The organism is Fluviicola sp. (genome assembly GCF_029266855.1).
Classification (GTDB): domain Bacteria; phylum Bacteroidota; class Bacteroidia; order Flavobacteriales_D; family Crocinitomicaceae; genus Fluviicola.
On sequence record NZ_JAQSWB010000002.1, the window covers coordinates 374,977 to 393,772 of the forward strand.

The window sequence follows — 18,796 nt, forward strand, 5'->3', positions numbered from 1 at the left end:
TGTTATTTTGAGAACAGTCGCTTTTTGAGGGGTATTTTCTTGAGAAAGTAATCTTCTTCCGTGAGAAAGAACCAGTTATTCCCGCCGTCTGATGAAATGGCATACAATTCATATGAGTTGTCAGATTCTTTATCTGATTCTTTGCGAATAGTATATTTGCGCTCTATCCATTTCCCCTCGCTTTTCATTTCTCTGAATAGGGGATTGTCCAAATTACTTGCTTGCTGATTTGGATTACTGAAATGCTGAATGAATTGAGAGTCTCCAAGTGAAGTATAATACCGCACAACCGCCGGATGGGTTAAACCCGCATATTCGAGCGTATTATTGGTATTGTAAGATTTGATGTATTTGGACAGTTGCTTGTTTAGCCTGTTTTCCTGCTCGGCAGAAAGTGTACAGGCTGCCGCCAGTAGAATTACAATCAGGAAACTTAAATACTTCAGCACGGATAATTGGTTTTTGTCTCTGACTAAAGTAATTTTTTTTTGGATAAAATTCACCTGTAGGAGATGAATAATTTTTACTGGAAATACGCTGCTATTTCTTCTGAACTCATTGGAACATAATTAAATGAGCACGAGATCATGTCCTGGATCCGCAGTTTCTCGGGAAATTGAACAGCCTGGATTGTCTGATGCTTCATTTTTCCCTGTTGAATGGTGACCTCGGTAAACGAATCGGCACTTTCTATTTTATAGAAACGGTCAAAACCGTCAAGTTTTCGGAATATCGGGAAGGAATTTTCCATAAATCATGAAAATGTGATAAAAAAAGTAGGGGCGAAAAATTTTTCGCCCCTACTTTTTATTTAAAGATTGTTTAATTCACTTTGAAAATAACGCGTCTGTTTTTCGCCAGTTTCAAATCTTCATCATCTGTTTCTTTCACTTCAGGACTCGGAGTTTCACTTCCTTTGCTCTCTGATTTCAACCTGGAAGCATTAACTCCTTTTGAGATCAGGTATTCCTTAACCACTTGGTTACGCTTGGTATCCATGTCAGCATAGAAATCTTTTTTCTCAGCGAGTTTATCCTCTTCTTCATTGTTATGTCCTATAACTGTGATTGTCATAGCCGGGTTTTCATTCAGTACTTTTGCTACAATATCAAGAGCAGCCTTTGCTTGAGGAGTAAGGTATGTTTTGCCAAAACCGAAATAAACTTCTTGTTTTTCGATACGATCTTTTGTAGACATTTTATCGTTATCGGCAACTTGTTTCATGTAAACAGTTGTTGACAGTTCATTTTTGTCCTTATCAGCGTCATAACACTTACAGTCTTCATCTTTATCCAGCATTGTTACAACAACATCGTCGATGTAGTAATAAGCTGCAACAATTTGAGAGATCTTTGAATCTTTCGGTTTTTTGTTTGTTTCGTATTTTGTGTCCTGGTCAGAAGTGAAGTTTCCGATTGTAAGGAATTTCTCACCACCTTCAGCTTTATATGAAGCACAAACCTTTTCCCAGTTATAAGAAGCATTGAAAACTTTATTGTCCGGGTGTTGGATTTGTGTTTGATCGATCAGATGAACTTTTTGGTCTGTTCCGAATTCTTTCTTCGAAATATTTGCACCGATTTGGTTACAAGCATACTTCGACGATTCAGACATGGAAACGTAGAAAGAAATACAATATGTAACATCTTTTTTCAAAGGTGTTTTTAATTTAGTCATAATGTAGGTTCTTGGAAGCTTGTTTCCATAAGAAAAAGCATAGATCCCGGCGTAGTTTTCACCTTCTTTGGCACCTTCTTTTCCAAAAGAATTCTCAGGTACACCAACATCCGGTACTTTTGAATCGCTTAAAAAATAGTCTGCCCGAGCCCCGGTTGGAGATTTCCATCCGGTTGCCAAATCGATTTGACCTAATTTTTTTGGTTTCCCTGCATTGGATTCGAATCCACCATTATCTACAAGGTTGTCCCCATTTTGTGCAGATGCAATAAGTGGCAGTCCAATTAAAGCACCGAATGCAACAAGTTGTTTTAGTTTCATACTATTTGGTTTCATAAGATTTTACAGTTTTAATGAATGTTTTAACCTTTTCTGGGTCGACATCCGGATAAACACCGTGGCCTAAGTTAACAATATGTCTTTTATTATTACCGAACGAATTTAACATTTTTATCGTTTCAGTTTCAATACTTTGGTGAGAACCGTATAATGCACAAGGATCTAAATTCCCTTGAAGCGTTTTTGAATTACCAACCAAAGATCTCATTGCAGGAATATCCATATTCCAATCGAGCCCAATCGTATTACAATCCAGTTTCGCCAGGGCAGGGATAGAAGTGATAGCTCCTTTTGAAAATAAGGTAACAGGAACATCCTCAATAGCTGACGCTATTTGTGAGAGGTAAGGAAGTGAAAAAGTTGCGTACTGTTCCGTTCCTAAAATTCCAGCCCATGAATCAAAAACTTGTATCATACTTGCTCCGGCTTTAACTTGTGCTTTTAAATAAGCAATTGTAATATCTGTGACGTGCTGTAGCAATCTATGTGCCAAAGTCGGATTGGTGTACAGTAATTTTCTTGCTTCACTGAAAGTTTTTGAGCCGTGACCTTCTACCATGTAACAAAGAATTGTCCAGGGCGCACCCGCAAAACCAATTACCGGAACTCGGCCATTTAGTTGTTTTACAGTTAGGCGGATTGCTTCCAGTACATATCCCAAACGGTCTTCGACATCAAAATCAAACTCCAGGCGTTTCGCTTGCTCTTCAGATCTGATTGTATGTTCAAACCAGGGACCGCGCTTTTCGATCATTTGGTACGGAATATTCATTGCTTCGGGAACGACCAGGATATCTGAAAAGATAATTGCAGCATCAACGCCCAGGATATCTACAGGTTGAATGGTTACTTCAGCAGCTAATGCCGGATTTTCAACCAATTCCTTAAAACCGCTCACGCTTTCGCGAACTGCGCGGTATTCGGGTAAAATTCTTCCCGCCTGACGCATTAGCCAAACCGGGTATCGTTCAATATCTTCGCCTTTCGCAGCACGTAAGATCAAATCATTTTGCAAATTCATCGTTGCAAAAGTAAGGTTTTATGGAAAAGAGTCGGAACGAAATATCAGGAAAGTTTATTCGGAGTCAAACTTTTCCAACACTTCTTCCAGGTGTTCATTATCGACTATTTCGGAACGTTTGAAGTTTTTTTGAAAAAGAGCTCCTTTTCGATGATGCTTTTTATTGTAAGATTGAGCATAACTATTGAATAAATCGGATAATCTTCGGCTTAGGAATTTATTTGATTGGAATGGTTGTTTAGCTGATGCTTTTAAAATTTGAAGCTGATTGAATTCAATCACAAGGTGAAACTCTGTCGGGGAAAGTTTTAAAGCGTGTAATAGACCAATTGGTTCCAGGTACTTTTCAATTTTCGTTTGAAACAGCTTGTAATCATCAGCTTGTCTGAATAGTAATTCCGGTTGGACGGAAGAGTTGTGAATGTAGTATGTAAATGTGGCTTCCATGAATGTGATTTTAGAATGAAATTAAAATGGAATATTGATAAATCCAACTAAAATTCACGGATTTTAAAAGCTAAAAATCGTTCTAGGGTTTATAACCCTAGAAGGGTGGTCAACTTTTTTTGATGTAATTTAATATATGCGCGACCCCACCCAATTCCATTTTCACGCCCATTTAATCTCCGCTTTTCCCCTCTGAACCAAAATCTCATTAATCCTCGAAAAGGGCTTGCTTCCGAAAAAACCTCTGTAGGCTGACAAAGGAGAAGGATGCGGCGCTTTGAGAATGAAATGTTTGTTCGGATCTACCCGTGAAGCTTTTGCCTGTGCCGGTGATCCCCACAATACAAAGATCACTCCTTCCAATTGATCATTAATGGTTTGGATCACATCGTCCGTGAATTTCTCCCAGCCTTGATTTGCATGTGAAAGTGGTTGGCCTTCCCGAACGGTCAGAATGGAGTTTAACAGTAAAACCCCTTGCTTTGCCCAGTGATTCAAATCTCCGTTCGGAGGCGCTGGAATTCCCAGATCGTCTTCCAATTCTTTGAAAATGTTTTGTAAACTTTTAGGCAATGGACGTACATGCGAATCGCAGCTAAAACACAATCCGTGCGCATGACCCCTTGTAGGGTAAGGATCCTGGCCCAAAACGACTACTTTGATCTGATCAAAGGGACAACTGTCAAAAGCCCTGAAAATATACTTTCCTTCAGGGAAAATCTGGTTGGGAAAGCGTTGATATTCTTCTTTTACGAAATGTGCCAGTTTTTCAAAATAGGGTGCTTCAAACGACTGATGAAGTGCTTTTTCCCACGAAGGATGTATCGAAACTTTCATTCGGCGAAGATAATTAATCTGTTTTTACTATGTTCGCAATCTAAATTGAATAAATGAACTTAACAAAAACCTTGATCATGCTCTTAACCGGAGTGATTATTTCCACCGATTGTTTTTCACAGCAAGATCCAAGAGCTTCCTTCTTCTGGAACCAATATATGCATACCAATCCTGCAATGACAGGTGCGATTTACAAGCATCACGCAAATGCACAATGGCGGAATCAATGGACGAAAGTCAACGGAGCTCCAACAACCTTGTGGCTCAATTATGCTATGAAGCTGGATTCGATCAATAGTGGGGTTGGGGTGAGTTATGAATACGACGTGATCGGATTGAATAAGCAACATACGGCATTGGTTTCATATGCTTATCATATTCCCATTAAAAAAATGTTCTTGTCACTAGGTGTTTCAGTCGGTACATTGACTATGTTGTTTGATAAAACCGGAATAATTTTTAATGACCCGAATGATCCGGGAATACCCAAAAGCAGCCAAACTTATTTTCGTGGAGATTTGGGAATCGCTTTACACGGAGAGAAATGGAATGCCGGACTGAGTTGTACCAAATTGAACGGGTATTTCACAAGAAATTCCGGTACATACGATATCGCTCCTCATTATTGGTTTTTCGGAGATTATACTTTTCAGTTAGGACAAAATTGGAAATTGACTCCGCGTGCTCAAGTAAGCACTGATATGTTGAAAGTACATTCTATTGTGGCTTTAGTTGCATCCTGGAAAAATCTATGGTTTGGGTCCACAGCTGCATTTCCTGGGAATGGATTTGAACTTGGACCGATGATCGGTTACGATATAGCTGGAAAATTTCGTTTGGGTTATTGTTATGAATTTGGAGTCAACACCCATTTTAGCAATGCAATTAATAACAACAGAACCCACGAAATCATCCTTTCTTATCAGTTGAAATAATTCCTTTTACGGAAGGTCATTGAGCGTAGTCAAACTGCCTTCTCGCCTTTACCTTTTCACTTTGCTTTTTTTGAACTACTTTTGCACCCAATAAACAGCAATCATGAGCAACGACGTAGAAATTGAAAAGCGTAGAACCTTTGGGATTATCTCGCATCCCGATGCAGGTAAAACAACCCTGACTGAAAAGTTATTGCTTTTTGGTGGTGCAATTCAATCTGCTGGAGCTGTGAAGAACAATAAAATCAAGAAGACAGCGACATCCGATTTCATGGAAATTGAAAAACAGCGTGGGATCTCCGTTGCTACTTCCGTGATGGCTTTTGAATATTCCGGAAAGCAGATCAATATTCTCGATACTCCCGGTCACAAGGACTTTGCCGAAGACACCTATAGAACGCTAACTGCGGTCGATAGTGTGATTTTGGTGATCGACTGTGCGAACGGGGTAGAGGAACAAACAAAACGATTGATGGAGGTTTGCCGTATGCGTAAAACGCCGGTAATCATCTTTATCAATAAAATGGACCGTGAAGGAAAGGATCCCTTCGAGTTGCTGGATGAATTGGAATCTTCTTTGGATATCAAGGTTCGTCCATTGGCCTGGCCGATTGGAATGGGTGATCGCTTCAAAGGAGTTTACAACATTTACGACAAGAATATCAACTTATTCGCTGCAAATAAAACAAAGATCTCTACCGATATCGTTTCCCTTTCGGACATTGATTCGGCTGAGCTGGATGAATTGGTAGGAGATAAACCTGCGGCGGAATTGAGGGAAGAACTGGAAATGATTGAAGGTGTTTACGATGCATTTAATCGTGAAACGTACCTTTCGGGAGATGTTGCACCTGTGTTCTTTGGTTCTGCAGTAAACAATTTCGGAGTAAAAGAATTGCTGGATACATTTGTTCGTATTTCTCCTTCACCGAGAGGAAGAGATGCAGATACAAAACGGGTGGAGCCGTCCGATAAGAAATTCTCGGGCTTTGTATTTAAAATTCATGCGAATCTGGATCCGAAACACCGAGATCGGATTGCTTTCTTGCGAATCGTATCCGGGAAATTCGAACGAAATACCTTCTACAACCACGTGCGGTTGGATAAGAAATTCAAGTTTCCCAATCCGACCTCATTTATGGCACAGGATAAAAGTGTTATTGATGAAGCCTATCCGGGTGATGTGATCGGTTTATACGATACGGGAAATTTTAAGATTGGTGATACGCTGAATGAAGGAGAAAACTTTATGTTTAAAGGAATCCCAAGCTTTTCACCCGAGCTTTTCCAGGAATTGGAGAATTTGGATCCGATGAAATCCAAGCAATTGGAAAAAGGAGTTTCCCAGTTAATGGACGAAGGAGTAGCACAGTTATTTATCCAGCAACCCGGGAACAGAAAGATCATTGGTACCGTCGGACAGCTGCAGTTTGAAGTAATAGCTTACCGCTTAGACCATGAATACGGTGCAAAATGTCGCTTCGTTCCTAAAAATTACCACAAAGCCTGTTGGGTCACTACCGATAACGAAGACCAGTTGAAAGACTTCATGCGTGCGAAATCACAATACCTGGCAAAAGATAAAGATGGTAATTTGGTATTCCTCGCTGAAACTTCATTCTTGCTTCAAATGGCAGAAAAAGACTACCCGGATTTGACATTCCACACAACCAGCGAATTCAAGCTGGAAGCGAAATACATGTAATTGATTCAAAGGTTTAAATTTTTGGTGAAATTTAATCTGCGAAAATCCATTAACTTCTCAAAAGTGTAAACAGCTATGAATGAGAAAACACGCATCTTCTCTGCTTTAAAAACAGTGAAGTATGGATAGAGTGTGGATAGAGCGTAGGTAGAGCGACTTTAAAGCGACTATAGAGCGACTTTTGTTAAATATTTAACTCGCAATTTTACTGCATTTTCGCGTTAATCTACCATCTGTTTGAAGAAAATCCAGTCTTAAAATCCCAAAGTCTAGTATCTAATTGTTTTTCTCAAAAATGTAAAGTGTTTCCCCTACACGAATATCAGAGTCTTTTGTTTTCGGTCTTAAGTCTCTTCTTAAAATCCTAATGTCTACAAATCCGGTAATTCCTCCAAAAACACATCCGGATTCATACATTCCACGATCACGTGGTTCAATCCATTGGTCATCCAGAAATAAGCAGCCTTACTTTCCTGGATATAATTACTCGTCTGCAAAAACACCTTCTCATCCAGTGAAATTTCCGGTGCCTTGCATTCAATGATCAGTTTCGCTTTACCATAACTGTCAACTATAACCACGTCACAGCGCCTGTTTTGCCCGTTGATCTTAAGCAAATGCTCGCTGTTAATGCGCTCAATCGGAGTGTTCTTGTGGTAGATGAGGTAATGGATTACATGCTGGCGAACCCATTCTTCAGGTGTCAAAAGCAATTTCTTTCTGCGGATAACGCACCAAACGAAAAATTCGTCCTTCTCTTTGGAAAGCTTTAAGGAAGCAGAGGGTAAATTCAACGAAGGGTAAGACATAGATGCAAAATTACGAATTCCGTTCAGTGAATTACGAATACCGAATGCCTAATTCCGAATTCATTCGATTCTGCTAAGTAGGAAATTTACTCCTGGTTAAGGTGATTTATCTTTAAAAGGAGACTGAGCGTTGAAAACCTTGACCGAAGCGTCAATGGGAGTCGAAGTTGCCTTTGTAATAAAATCAATCCATAATTCGTGATTCGTAATTCGTAATTGATTTGTAATTTTGGTAAATGGATCACAAAGCGCTTCTGAAAGACATCAAGAACGGCCAGTTCAAGCCCATATATGTGCTGCATGGTGAAGAACCGTATTTCATAGATTTGCTCTCCGATGCCTTGATCGAACATGCTGTGGATGAATCCGAAAAGGATTTTAACCTTGCTGTTTATTACGGAAGAGACCTGGATGTTCTGACTTTAATGAGCGAAGCCCGCAGCTTTCCCTTCATGGGGACAAGAAAGGTCGTTGTCGTTCGCGAAGCACAGGATTTAAAAGATATTTATGAACTGGAAAAATTGCTTCCGAATTTGGTCGAAAGTAATATCCTTGTTCTCTGCCATAAATACAAAGCTCTTGATGGAAAACGGAAGTTCACCAAAGAGATCGCGAATGTTGGAGTAAACTTCAAATCAGAGAAAGTAAAAGATTATAACCTGACGGAATGGATCGCAACCTATGTCCGTTCGGAAGGATATGAAATCACTTCCAAAGCAGCCGCCTTATTGGGTGAGTTTTTGGGAAATGACTTGTCCCGGATTGTGAACGAATTGGACAAACTGGCAATAGTTCTCGAAAAAGGCACGAAGATCTCTGATGTACATATTGAAGAAAATATCGGAATTTCAAAAGATTACAATGTTTTCGAGCTGGTAAATGCCATCGCAATCCGCGATACCTTAAAGGCGTTTCAAATAGCTGATTATTTTGAGAAAAACCCCAAGGAACATTCCATTATCGTAGTCATTCCGTCTGTTTTTAAATTGTTTACCAACATGATGCGCGTTCATTTCGCTCCCAATAAAACACCTGAAGCTATTGCCTCTTCGGTTGGATTGCATCCTTTTGTAGCGAAAGAATTGATCCGTAATTGCCCGAACTATCCGCCAAAGATTTTAGCCCGGAACGTAGAGATCCTGCATAATTACGATTTGAAAGCAAAAGGAGTAGGGAATAGCTCTACCTCTGACGGTCAGTTATTAAAAGAAATGTTGGTTCAAATACTCAATTGATGAGACGCTTTTTTCTCCTTGAAATCCCGGACTCGGAAACCTTCACGCTGCCTGAAGAAGAATCGAAACACATCATTCGCGTATTGCGGTACGAAAATGGAGATCAATTCCTGCTTCTGGATGGTTTAGGATTAATTGTAACAGCAGAAGTGATAGAAGCGCATCCGAAGAAATGCCAGGTGAAAGTGGTTTCCAAGGAACAAAAGACGCGAAAAGAACCCGGGTTTCATTTAGCCATCGCCCCGACAAAAAACCTGGATCGCATGGAATGGATGGTCGAGAAAATAGTCGAAATAGGAGCAACAAAACTGACTTTTCTGAATTGTGAACGCTCGGAACGGGTTCAGCTGAAACCGGAACGTTTGCAGCGCGTGGCTATTTCTGCTATGAAACAGGCACAGCATGACTTTTTATTGGAGATCGAAGAACTTCAGAGTTTTAAGGATTTCGTAACAAATAACCCGAATGGCGGATTGGCTCATTGTATGGAAGGAGACAAAAAACCGGTCAGTGAGTTGAAGCACCCTTATCGAATCCTGATCGGCCCGGAAGGCGACTTCAGTGAAGCTGAATTGAAACTTGCTTTGAAACACGGTTATGAAGCTGTACATTTGGGCGAGGCGCGGTTAAGAACGGAAACAGCAGGAATGGTTGCTTGTGTTTTAGCCATTAACAGTTAACTAGATGAAAGCATTAATTATAATTGTCACGTTTTTTCTTAGCACACTATCCCTGGCTCAGGGAAGTTATCAGATTGCATTCCTGAAATATAGCGGCGGTGGAGATTATTATGCCAATCCGACTGCTCTGCCAAACTTGGCTCAATTTTGTAATACAAATCTCGGAACTACGATCTCAAAAGAAGCTCCTTATGTAGATGTTGGTAGTCCTGAATTGAGTTTGTATCCCTTTATCCACATGACAGGTCATGGAAATGTGGTCTTTTCATTGACTGAAGCTGAAAACCTGAGAAATTACCTGTTGGGCGGCGGATTTTTGCATATTGACGACAATTATGGAATGGACAAGTTTATCCGCGAAGAACTGAAAAAAGTCTTTCCGAATAATTCATTGGTGGAACTTCCTTTTTCTCATCCCATCTTCCATCAGAAATACGATTTTAACGGTCTGCCGAAGATCCACGAGCATGATGGTAAAAGACCACAAGCTTTCGGAATTATTATTGAAGGAAGACTTGTTTGCTTGTATACCTATGAAACGGATTTAAGTGATGGCTGGGAAGATCAGGCGGTTCACAACGATTCGGAAGAGAAGAGGAAGCAGGCACTTCAAATGGGTGCAAACATCTTAATGTATGCCTTTTTGGGCAATTCCAAATAAATAATTTTCTACTGTTAACATAAGCTAAAAGGTTTAAAACTTCTTTTATTGCTCGTTCATTTTAGCTAAATTACCCGTAAGTTCACATCTAAAATATAGATATATGAGTTGGTTATGGGCATTAGTAATTGGAGGCGTTGCCGGCTGGCTGGCTGGTGCGATTATGGACAGTTCCAGAGGTGGGATTTTATTCAATATCATCTTGGGGATTTTAGGAGGTGTTGTCGGTACCTGGTTATTCGGCTTATTGAATATTTTTACCGCTGATAATATTTGGGGAGTTTTATTGACTGCTACGGTCGGCGCGGTAGTTATCATTGTTATAGCCCGCTTGATTACAGGCGGCAAAGTTTAATATACACATTACACATTAGCAAAAACTAATGTGCAATTGACATCAGTCAATTGACTGGTTGTTAGAGTTAAAAAAGGGGTTCTGCACTAGCGGAACCCCTTTTCATTGTAGGACGCGATGCATCGCGTCCCCAAAAAGGTTATTTACATTTTATTTGGTACAGTAATTCCCAATAGGTTCATGGAACTTTTAATCACCTTGGCAACGTTTTTACTGACAGTTAAACGCAGTGCCTTTTGCTTTTCATCCGTTTCACTTAAGATCATTACGTTCTGATAGAAATGATTGAATAATTTCACCAGTTCATACGTATAATTCGCAACGGTCGAAGGAGTATAGGTTTTTGCAGCTTCCTCAATGATGGAAGGATACAGAGCCAGTTGCTTGATGATTTCCTTTTCGGCAGCCCCGATTTCAGTGTTTGTGTCTAATTTGAAATCGCTCGCCTTTCCAAGAAGGGATTGGATCCGTGCATGAGCATATTGAATGAAAGGACCTGTGTGGCCGTTCAGTTCAATGGATTCGGCAGGATTGAATAGCATGCGTTTCTTCGGATCGACTTTTAGTAAATAATACTTCAATCCACCCATTCCAATCGTTTTGTATAAGGTTTCACGCTCTGCATCGTTCATTCCGTCCAAATGACCGCGTTCTGAAGTCATTTCTTTTGCACTTTCGATCACTTCGTCCATCAGGTCATCTGCATCAACAACAGTTCCCTCCCGCGACTTCATTTTCCCTGAAGGCAGATCCACCATCCCGTAAGACAGGTGAAAACAGGATTTTGCCCAGGAATAACCAAGTTTATCTAAGATCAGGAAAAGCACTTTGAAGTGATAATCCTGCTCGTTACCTACGGTATAAATAATTCCGCTTAGTCCGGGATAGTCATTGAAACGGTCTACTGCAGTTCCCAAATCCTGTGTCATGTAAACGGATGTTCCGTCCGAACGCAGTAAAAGCTTGTGATCCAGTCCTTCGCTGGTCAGATCTATCCAGACCGAACCATCTTCTTTTTTGTAGAAAACGCCTTTGCTCAATCCTTCGTTAACGATGTCTTTTCCCAGAATAAACGTGTCGGATTCGTAATACAAACGGTCGAAATCAACCCCCATTTTCTCATAGGTTTGTTTAAATCCGTCGTAAACCCAGCCATTCATAGTTGTCCAGAGTAAATAGACTTCCGGATCACGCCCTTCCCAGCGAACCAACAAATCTTTCGCCTCGCGTAAAATAGATGTTTCGTTTTTAGCAAGCTCTTTGATCTTGTCATCTAAACCGGCAATTGCTTTCTCATCTTTACCCGCTTTTGCTTCGGTGAATTCGTGATATTTAGCAACAGCTGCTTCGGAGTAACCTTCGAAATTCCCGGCATTCCACTCAGCAATAATTTCTTTTGCTTCGGCATTGAACTGTTTGTCGAATTCAACATAGTATTTCCCAACCAGTTTATCTCCTTTGAGTCCCGTATTGTTTGGGTTCTCGCGTTCTCCCTTTTCATTCAGCGGGGAAAACTTTTGCCAGGCAAGCATGCTCTTACAAATGTGAATTCCGCGGTCGTTAATGATCTGGGTTTTGATCACCCGGTGGCCATAAGCGTCCAGGATTTGTGCAACGGAATAACCCAAAAAGTTATTGCGTAAATGACCTAAGTGCAATGGTTTGTTGGTATTCGGAGACGAATACTCTACCATGATCTCGGATTTTGAGTTTTTTTCAGCCGATCCGAAATGAATGTTCGAATCAATTTCACTCAATTGCTGTGTCCAATAATCGTTCGGGAAACTTAAGTTTAAGAATCCGCCAATAACCGAATAATCGCTCACACAGCGAATATCGTCCCTTAAAAAATCACCAAGCACGTTTCCAATTTCCTGCGGGGATTTTCCTGCAAGTTTGATCAAAGGAAATAATACCAAAGTGGTATCTCCTTCAAATTCTTTCTTTGTTTTTTGAAACTGAATCAGCGAGTCAGAACATTCAAAACCAAATAACTGATTTGATTTTTCAATGATTGCCGACTTGATTAAATCTTCCATTGGGACTGTTTATGTTATTATTTGTTTTATTCAGACTTTTCTCCGTGGTGAACTCAGTCTTTTTTCAAGAATGCTAAGCGCTGAGCGGAGTCGAAGCATCAATTATTCAACACAGCTGCCACCGAATCCAGTAATGAAAATGCGGTTTCTGCCATGGTGTTTGCTTTATTGTCCAGGCACGGATTTACCTCTACGAATTCGATACATACCGTTTTTGGGTTTTGTGCCAGCAAAGTTAATATTTCTTCAGCTTCCTCGGGAAAAATACCGTTTCCAACCGGAGTTCCGGTTCCGAAAGAAGTGATTTGCGGGTCCATTGAGTCTACATCAAATGATACATAGATCAACTCACAGCCTCCCAGTTGCTCCAAAACCCGTTGAACGATAATTTGGGCACCTTCTTTTCTAACCGCTTCAACAGTGTGATTTGTGATATTGTTCTCGGCGATCAGTTGATTTTCTTCGAATTCAGTATCTCTTACCCCGATGAATACCAGGTCTGAAGCCTTCACTTTCGCTGCATTGGTGTACTTTGTTTTAAGTTCTTCCCAAATGCTCACTGTTTCTTCCGAAGGCGAATTGCGTTTGTATTTTAAATTGTCGTTTCCAAGTGAAAGGCTCAAAGGCATTCCGTGAATGTTCCCGGATGGAGTCGTATATGGAGAATGTAAATCCCCATGTGCATCAATCCATACAACACCTAAACGTTTTTCGGGAAATGCAGCTTTTATTCCGGCAATAGTCCCGGCGGCTGAACCATGGTCTCCCGCTAAAATAATAGGGAAGGAGCCTTTGTTCAGCAAGTCTTTTGTGGCTTCTGCAACTGATTCGAATACCAATTTATAGCCAATCAGGTTTTTGGCATGTTCTGTTTCGTTCTTTTGATCTAAAAATCGATTGTAATCAGGTAAAGGATGAAGCGGGTATAATCCGAAAAATGGATTGTTTGCTTTTCTTGCTGCTGTCATAATAGCCCCGGGGCCAAGAGATGAACCTCTGGTGCCGGCTGCCAATTCCGAGTTGTTTACAATGATTTCAATTTTCCGATGCATAACATAGTGTTAATAGCGCAAAAATACATATTTGCTTTAGTCTGACTATTTTAAGTTATGCATGGTCTCGAAACCTTTTCAACAATTTGGCGTATTAACTTATTATTAAAGAGTTTATATGTTGGTAAAGCATTCATCCATACTGATTGGAATTTGCATCGTTCTCCTGTGTTCATGCTCTTCGAAAGAAGAAGTGATCAATGAAGGGACGATCATTTATTCGGCGGATTACCCAAATCACAAAAAGAATATCTTCTTGTATAATATTCTTCCCAAAGAAATTGAGATCAGCTTCAAAAACGGAATCGTGCGAAACGATATCAGTAGGGGAAACTTTCAGAATATTTTACTTTTTGATTGTAACCAAAAGCAAATGGACATTTATTTCCAGTATGGTGAAGAGGCATTTAAAACAAAACTCACTCCGAAGGAAATTCAACGTATGCTAAATGAACAAACGCAGTATGATATTCAATTCACGGAAGTAACGGATACTCTGGCCGGGTTTAATGTCAAGAAAGCACTCGCTGTAAACAAAAAAGATAAGAAGGATGTTATCACGCTTTGGTATACGGAGGAAATTGAATTGAAGAACCCGAATTGGTACAATACCTTTAAGGAAGTTCCCGGTGTTTTACTGGCATATTCTGTTGACCGATTTGGAATCCGAATGGATTACAAAGCCACCAGGTTTATTCCGAAAGTAGATGAGTCAAAAAAACGCTTGTTTACTTTGCCGGCAAAAGGTACATCCATCAGCTATGATGAGTACAATCAAAAAATGAACAGTTTATTCGCAACATTCGAATGAGAGATCGACCACAGCGGATTAGCGTGATTTTACGGTTTAATAATGAGTGTTTACCTTATCATTGAATAAGCGTCGCTGGAAATTTAAAACTACCTTCACACAAAAAAAGAGAAATGAAATTAATCTGTATTATCAGTACGGTTTTATTGACCGCATTTTTAGGATTTTCCCAAAAATCGTTTTCAGGCATCCTGAAATACAAAGCAACCGTAATGGCTCCCGATACGAATGCAGTTTGGAAATCCTGGGGCGTTACATTGTATACAAATGATACACTTGTTCGCGTGGAAACAGAAACAGAACAGTTTGGAGTTCAGGTGTATATTCGGAATATGTCTTTGAATAAAGCATACCTCTTGTTGGAACTGGATGGGAATAAATATGCTATTCAAACGGACTTGTCAAAGAAAAATGATTCTGTTCCCACTAGTTATACAGTCAAAAAGAAAGGGGGATCTAAAAGAATTGCCGGGCTAAAAGCCAAAAAGTATTTGGTAAAAGATGAAAACACGGATGGTTTCTACTGCTATTTCTCTACCAAACTGAGCAACAAATACCTGCAGGTTTACCCTGAAGTAAAGGGCTTGGCACTGGATTATTATATCCCTTCTCAGGACGGTTTGATCCATTATGAATTAGTGGAGAAAAAGGATCAGCAAATTAATCGGGATTTGTTTGGAATTCCGTCAGATTATAAGCGGATCAGCTTCGAAGAATTTATGCGGGCATTCTATTCGAATAATGAACAGTAGTTTGTTTATAGTTAAATGAATTCCTGTTAACCAAAGCTGCTTTCTATCCTTATCTTCGTAAGATACTTCGTGAAGAATGACATTGGAAAACGAATACAGGCAGAAAAGCGAGCAAGCAGCAGAAGATAAAGCGAAAAAAGAGACGAAGGGAAAGCCTGCGAAAGAACGCAAGCCTTCCGATAACGCTTTGATGGACCGCTTGTCTAATCGCTTCGATAAAAAGCGGGTCAAAACGATCTTGGGAATTGCAATGGTTTTGTTCTCCTTCTTCACCTTTCTTTCGTGTTTTTCCTATTTTTTCACCTGGACTTCAGATCAGGACCGTGTGCTGGATGTTTCTCTCTTTGGTTTTCTGTTTGACAATAATCCGGAACCGGTAGAGAACTGGCTCGGTAAATTCGGCGCATGGATGTCTCACTTGTTTATGTACCGCTGGTTCGGAGTTTCATCTTTTGCAATCTCGTTCATTATTTTCCTGATCGGGTTTAAATGGATGCTGAATATTTTATTGCTCCCGATTAGAAGGTCGATTGCAGTCGCAGTTCTATTCATGGTTTGGAGTTCTGTATTCTTAGGATATTTTGTTGAACACATTGATTATTTGGGTGGGACTTTTGGTTTCGTGATTAACCAATGGTTGAAACTGACAATCGGAAGTTTCGGAAGTTTTATAGCAATCGTAGCTCTTTTATGGATTGTTTTGGTAATTCTGTTCAATGCCGATATCATGTCCTGGTGGAATCGTGCAAAGGGAGCAAAAGAATCGTTTTTTGAGGATGATCAGCCGCTTGCAGCCAACATGACGGATATTCATGTGGTCAATACGATTCGTGAAGATCAAATTCGTGCTGAACAGGAAGCCGCAGAAGTGCGTTTCGATGAGGAGGATGAGGAAGATGAATCGTATGGTGATGGCGAAGAAAGCTTTATCGTGATTCAGCCCGGGGCCGAAAAAGAACCGGAATTAGAACCCGAAGCACCGCAAATAATTGATGAAGAAGAGGAGGAAGATGAAGAAAGTGACTTCAAAGTAAGCATTGCCAAAACAGAAGCAACACTTTCGGATGATGAGTTTAATTCGATCCGACAAGAATATGGCGATTATGATCCTACCTTGGATTTATCGGGTTATATGCTTCCTCCGATTGATTTGTTGAAGGATTACGGAAACGGACAAGTTTCAATCAATAAACAGGAATTAGAGGATAATAAAAACAAGATTGTCGAGACGCTCTCTCATTATAAGATTGATATTGCCAAAATCAAAGCAACGGTCGGACCAACAGTTACTTTGTATGAAATCGTACCTGCTCCCGGCGTTCGTATCTCGAAAATCAAGAATCTGGAGGACGATATCGCTTTGAGTTTATCGGCTCTGGGAATTCGTATCATTGCACCGATCCCGGGCAAGGGAACTATCGGTATTGAAGTTCCGAACAGCAGTCCGGATATGGTTTCCATGAAATCGTTGATCGCTTCGGAGAAATTCCAGAATTCTGATTTCGAATTGCCGATCGTAATGGGTAAAACGATCACGAATGAAACCTATACCTTTGACTTAACGAAAGCACCTCACTTACTGGTTGCAGGAGCAACAGGTCAGGGTAAGTCGGTTGGACTGAATGCTATTTTGGTTTCCATTCTCTACAAGAAACATCCGGCCCAGGTTAAATTTGTACTGGTCGATCCGAAAAAAGTGGAGCTGACGCTGTATAATCGCATTGAACGCCATTTCCTGGCAAAACTGCCGGGAGAGGAGGATGCAATTATTACCGATACCTCGAAAGTTGTTGCTACGCTGAATTCTTTATGTATCGAGATGGATAACCGCTACGAATTGCTGAAAGAAGCGCAGGTTCGTACGATCAAGGAATACAATGCCAAATTCATTGCGCGCAAACTGAACCCGGAAAAAGGACATCATTATTTGCCATATATCGTTGTTCTGATCGATGAGTTCGCAGATTTGATCATGACAGCAGGAAAAGAAGTGGAACATCCGATAGCACGTTTGGCGCAATTGGCCCGCGCAATCGGAATTCACCTGATCGTTGCAACACAACGGCCTTCGGTTAATGTAATTACCGGTATGATCAAGGCAAATTTCCCGGCCCGTATTGCATTCCGTGTACTTTCCAAAATTGATTCACGCACCATCCTGGATTCTTCCGGAGCCGATCAGCTGATTGGTCGCGGAGACATGCTGATCTCTCTCGGACAGGACCTGATTCGCGTTCAATGTGGTTTTGCGGATACACCTGAAGTGGAAGATATTTGTAAATTCATCGGAGAACAAAGAGCGTATCCGGAAGCATTGATCCTTCCTGAGTACGTGGGTGAAAATGGTGGAGAGGACCGGGATATCGACCTGGATGAGGTAGATTCCATGTTTGCCGATGCAGCCCGAATTGTTGTTATTAATAACCAGGGTTCGGCCTCTTTGCTGCAGCGCAAACTGAAATTGGGTTATAACAGGGCGGGCAGAATTGTTGACCAACTGGAGGGATATGGAATCATAGGACCTTTCCAGGGAAGTAAAGCGCGTGAAGTACTTTTCAGTGATTTGGAAAGTTTGGAAGAATTTCTGCGCGCGAAAGGGATCAGCTAAATCAATTAAAAATTGAGAAGGGGAAATACTGTCCTTGTGAAAGGAAAAACGCCCATCAGAGTTGTTTTCATTATTAAACTTTTCAATTCGCCATTTTAAATTATTAATTGTGTCAATTATGTAACATGATTCTTGGCACAATTTCTGATATTTGCAGAGAAAATTGTAAAACATGAAATACTTATTTATTTGCTTAACCTTATTGGGAAGTACTTTATCTTATAGCCAGGATGCAAAAGCAGACGGAATTCTTGATAAGGTTTCAGCGAAAATAAAAGGGCTGAAGACATTTTACGTTGAATTTAGCGCAACAATCAAGAATAGCTCAAACGGAACAAATTCAAATATGTCCGGGAAAGGATGGGTAAAGGGTGATAAATTCAGTGCAACTTACGGTGAAACAACTCTTATCTCTAATGGAATTAAGACCTGGAGTATTGTAAAGGAAGAAAAGACTGTTTACGAAACAGATGCATCAGGTGCGGATGAAGAATCGATCAATCCGAAAAAATTGATGACCATTTGGGAAACCGGTTTCAAAAGCAAATATGAGAAAGAGGAAACGTTGAACGGAGAAAAAGTGCACGTAATTTACCTGTATCCAAAGACCCCGAAGAAAGCAAATTACCATACAATCATTATTTACATTTCGAAGGAAGATAGCGAATTGAAAAAAGCGATCCTGAAAGCAAATGACGGAACTGTTTCAACATTCACGATGACAAAATTCACGTCAAACCCGGCTATAGAAGACAGCAAGTTTGTATTTGACAAATCAAAATATCCTGGTTATACAGTAGTGAAAGATTAATATGTAGGATGCGATTAATCGC

The 18,796-nt window shown here is 40.3% G+C and carries 19 protein-coding genes; 10 read left to right on the forward strand and 9 right to left on the reverse strand.

What is annotated here, in order from left to right; genetic code table 11:
- Positions 1-2: 2 nt before the first annotated feature.
- The 6 genes from K0S23_RS07045 to K0S23_RS07070 form a co-directional block, all read right to left on the reverse strand.
- Positions 3-449 carry a hypothetical protein gene (locus K0S23_RS07045; RefSeq protein WP_300355725.1) on the reverse strand — a complete coding sequence of 149 codons (447 nt, stop codon included), beginning with the start codon at positions 447-449 and terminating at the stop codon, positions 3-5.
- Positions 450-523: 74 nt separating this feature from the next.
- Positions 524-751 carry a hypothetical protein gene (locus K0S23_RS07050; protein ID WP_300355726.1) on the reverse strand — a complete coding sequence of 76 codons (228 nt, stop codon included), beginning with the start codon at positions 749-751 and terminating at the stop codon, positions 524-526.
- A 71-nt stretch (positions 752-822) separates the two neighbouring features.
- Positions 823-1,998, reverse strand: a complete 1,176-nt coding sequence (locus K0S23_RS07055) for an OmpA family protein (RefSeq protein ID WP_300355727.1) — start codon at positions 1,996-1,998, stop codon at positions 823-825.
- A 1-nt stretch (position 1,999) separates the two neighbouring features.
- Positions 2,000-3,037: a uroporphyrinogen decarboxylase gene (gene hemE / locus K0S23_RS07060; RefSeq protein ID WP_300355728.1), complete on the reverse strand. Its 1,038-nt coding sequence runs from the start codon at positions 3,035-3,037 to the stop codon at positions 2,000-2,002.
- Positions 3,038-3,091: 54 nt separating this feature from the next.
- On the reverse strand, positions 3,092-3,484 hold the full coding sequence (locus K0S23_RS07065) for a hypothetical protein (RefSeq protein WP_300355729.1): 393 nt from the start codon (positions 3,482-3,484) through the stop codon (positions 3,092-3,094).
- A gap of 162 nt (positions 3,485-3,646) precedes the next feature.
- Positions 3,647-4,321, reverse strand: coding sequence for a uracil-DNA glycosylase (locus K0S23_RS07070; RefSeq protein WP_300355730.1), 675 nt, complete (start codon positions 4,319-4,321; stop codon positions 3,647-3,649).
- A gap of 53 nt (positions 4,322-4,374) precedes the next feature.
- Here K0S23_RS07070 and K0S23_RS07075 point away from each other — a divergent pair, with 53 nt between their 5' ends.
- Both K0S23_RS07075 and K0S23_RS07080 read left to right on the forward strand, forming a co-directional pair.
- On the forward strand, positions 4,375-5,256 hold the full coding sequence (locus K0S23_RS07075; RefSeq protein WP_300355731.1) for a PorP/SprF family type IX secretion system membrane protein: 882 nt from the start codon (positions 4,375-4,377) through the stop codon (positions 5,254-5,256).
- A 103-nt stretch (positions 5,257-5,359) separates the two neighbouring features.
- On the forward strand, positions 5,360-6,961 hold the full coding sequence (locus K0S23_RS07080; protein ID WP_300355732.1) for a peptide chain release factor 3: 1,602 nt from the start codon (positions 5,360-5,362) through the stop codon (positions 6,959-6,961).
- 371 nt (positions 6,962-7,332) lie between these two features.
- On the opposite strand, the gene K0S23_RS07085 is transcribed toward K0S23_RS07080, so the two are convergent.
- Positions 7,333-7,770, reverse strand: coding sequence for a type I restriction enzyme HsdR N-terminal domain-containing protein (locus tag K0S23_RS07085; RefSeq protein WP_300355733.1), 438 nt, complete (start codon positions 7,768-7,770; stop codon positions 7,333-7,335).
- A 236-nt stretch (positions 7,771-8,006) separates the two neighbouring features.
- Between K0S23_RS07085 and holA the strand changes: the two genes are divergently transcribed.
- The 4 genes from holA to K0S23_RS07105 all read left to right on the forward strand — a co-directional run bounded on the left by holA (position 8,007) and on the right by K0S23_RS07105 (position 10,701).
- Positions 8,007-9,005, forward strand: coding sequence for a DNA polymerase III subunit delta (holA, locus tag K0S23_RS07090; RefSeq protein ID WP_300355734.1), 999 nt, complete (start codon positions 8,007-8,009; stop codon positions 9,003-9,005).
- Positions 9,005-9,685 (forward strand): 16S rRNA (uracil(1498)-N(3))-methyltransferase, encoded by a 681-nt coding sequence (locus K0S23_RS07095; RefSeq protein WP_300355735.1) that lies wholly within the window; start codon positions 9,005-9,007, stop codon positions 9,683-9,685. Before holA ends, K0S23_RS07095 begins: the two co-directional genes overlap by 1 nt.
- Positions 9,686-9,689: 4 nt before the next feature.
- The gene (locus K0S23_RS07100) at positions 9,690-10,346 is read left to right on the forward strand and encodes a DUF4159 domain-containing protein (protein ID WP_300355736.1); all 657 of its coding nucleotides are present in this window, start codon (positions 9,690-9,692) and stop codon (positions 10,344-10,346) included.
- Between the two features lie 103 nt (positions 10,347-10,449).
- A complete protein-coding gene (locus K0S23_RS07105; RefSeq protein WP_300355737.1) occupies positions 10,450-10,701 on the forward strand; it encodes a GlsB/YeaQ/YmgE family stress response membrane protein in 252 nt (83 codons plus the stop codon).
- A 143-nt stretch (positions 10,702-10,844) separates the two neighbouring features.
- Here the strand turns inward: K0S23_RS07105 and argS are convergent, their stop codons facing one another.
- Together argS and K0S23_RS07115 are read right to left on the reverse strand one after the other, a co-directional pair.
- Positions 10,845-12,740: an arginine--tRNA ligase gene (gene argS / locus K0S23_RS07110; protein ID WP_300355738.1), complete on the reverse strand. Its 1,896-nt coding sequence runs from the start codon at positions 12,738-12,740 to the stop codon at positions 10,845-10,847.
- 98 nt (positions 12,741-12,838) lie between these two features.
- Positions 12,839-13,792, reverse strand: coding sequence for an arginase (locus tag K0S23_RS07115; RefSeq protein ID WP_300355739.1), 954 nt, complete (start codon positions 13,790-13,792; stop codon positions 12,839-12,841).
- Positions 13,793-13,910: 118 nt separating this feature from the next.
- Here K0S23_RS07115 and K0S23_RS07120 point away from each other — a divergent pair, with 118 nt between their 5' ends.
- From K0S23_RS07120 to K0S23_RS07135, 4 genes are all read left to right on the forward strand, one after another.
- Positions 13,911-14,603, forward strand: coding sequence for a hypothetical protein (locus tag K0S23_RS07120; RefSeq protein WP_300355740.1), 693 nt, complete (start codon positions 13,911-13,913; stop codon positions 14,601-14,603).
- Between the two features lie 113 nt (positions 14,604-14,716).
- Entirely contained in the window at positions 14,717-15,355 is a 639-nt protein-coding gene (locus K0S23_RS07125; RefSeq protein ID WP_300355741.1) for a hypothetical protein, read from the forward strand.
- Positions 15,356-15,431: 76 nt separating this feature from the next.
- The gene (locus K0S23_RS07130) at positions 15,432-17,963 is read left to right on the forward strand and encodes a DNA translocase FtsK (protein WP_300355742.1); all 2,532 of its coding nucleotides are present in this window, start codon (positions 15,432-15,434) and stop codon (positions 17,961-17,963) included.
- Between the two features lie 172 nt (positions 17,964-18,135).
- Complete coding sequence (locus K0S23_RS07135; RefSeq protein ID WP_300355743.1) at positions 18,136-18,774, forward strand: outer membrane lipoprotein carrier protein LolA; 639 nt, start codon at positions 18,136-18,138, stop codon at positions 18,772-18,774.
- Positions 18,775-18,796: the final 22 nt, after the last annotated feature.

Bases quoted from the DNA above. Each gene is read 5' to 3' on its own strand.
- K0S23_RS07050 (WP_300355726.1), bottom strand. From the start codon at position 751: ATGGAAAATTCCTTCCCGATATTCCGAAAACTTGACGGTTTTGACCGT.
- K0S23_RS07055 (WP_300355727.1), bottom strand. From the start codon at position 1,998: ATGAAACTAAAACAACTTGTTGCATTCGGTGCTTTAATTGGACTGCCA.
- hemE (WP_300355728.1), bottom strand. From the start codon at position 3,037: ATGAATTTGCAAAATGATTTGATCTTACGTGCTGCGAAAGGCGAAGAT.
- K0S23_RS07065 (WP_300355729.1), bottom strand. From the start codon at position 3,484: ATGGAAGCCACATTTACATACTACATTCACAACTCTTCCGTCCAACCG.
- K0S23_RS07070 (WP_300355730.1), bottom strand. From the start codon at position 4,321: ATGAAAGTTTCGATACATCCTTCGTGGGAAAAAGCACTTCATCAGTCG.
- K0S23_RS07075 (WP_300355731.1), top strand. From the start codon at position 4,375: ATGAACTTAACAAAAACCTTGATCATGCTCTTAACCGGAGTGATTATT.
- K0S23_RS07080 (WP_300355732.1), top strand. From the start codon at position 5,360: ATGAGCAACGACGTAGAAATTGAAAAGCGTAGAACCTTTGGGATTATC.
- K0S23_RS07085 (WP_300355733.1), bottom strand. From the start codon at position 7,770: ATGTCTTACCCTTCGTTGAATTTACCCTCTGCTTCCTTAAAGCTTTCC.
- holA (WP_300355734.1), top strand. From the start codon at position 8,007: ATGGATCACAAAGCGCTTCTGAAAGACATCAAGAACGGCCAGTTCAAG.
- K0S23_RS07095 (WP_300355735.1), top strand. From the start codon at position 9,005: ATGAGACGCTTTTTTCTCCTTGAAATCCCGGACTCGGAAACCTTCACG.
- K0S23_RS07100 (WP_300355736.1), top strand. From the start codon at position 9,690: ATGAAAGCATTAATTATAATTGTCACGTTTTTTCTTAGCACACTATCC.
- K0S23_RS07105 (WP_300355737.1), top strand. From the start codon at position 10,450: ATGAGTTGGTTATGGGCATTAGTAATTGGAGGCGTTGCCGGCTGGCTG.
- argS (WP_300355738.1), bottom strand. From the start codon at position 12,740: ATGGAAGATTTAATCAAGTCGGCAATCATTGAAAAATCAAATCAGTTA.
- K0S23_RS07115 (WP_300355739.1), bottom strand. From the start codon at position 13,792: ATGCATCGGAAAATTGAAATCATTGTAAACAACTCGGAATTGGCAGCC.
- K0S23_RS07120 (WP_300355740.1), top strand. From the start codon at position 13,911: ATGTTGGTAAAGCATTCATCCATACTGATTGGAATTTGCATCGTTCTC.
- K0S23_RS07125 (WP_300355741.1), top strand. From the start codon at position 14,717: ATGAAATTAATCTGTATTATCAGTACGGTTTTATTGACCGCATTTTTA.
- K0S23_RS07130 (WP_300355742.1), top strand. From the start codon at position 15,432: ATGACATTGGAAAACGAATACAGGCAGAAAAGCGAGCAAGCAGCAGAA.
- K0S23_RS07135 (WP_300355743.1), top strand. From the start codon at position 18,136: ATGAAATACTTATTTATTTGCTTAACCTTATTGGGAAGTACTTTATCT.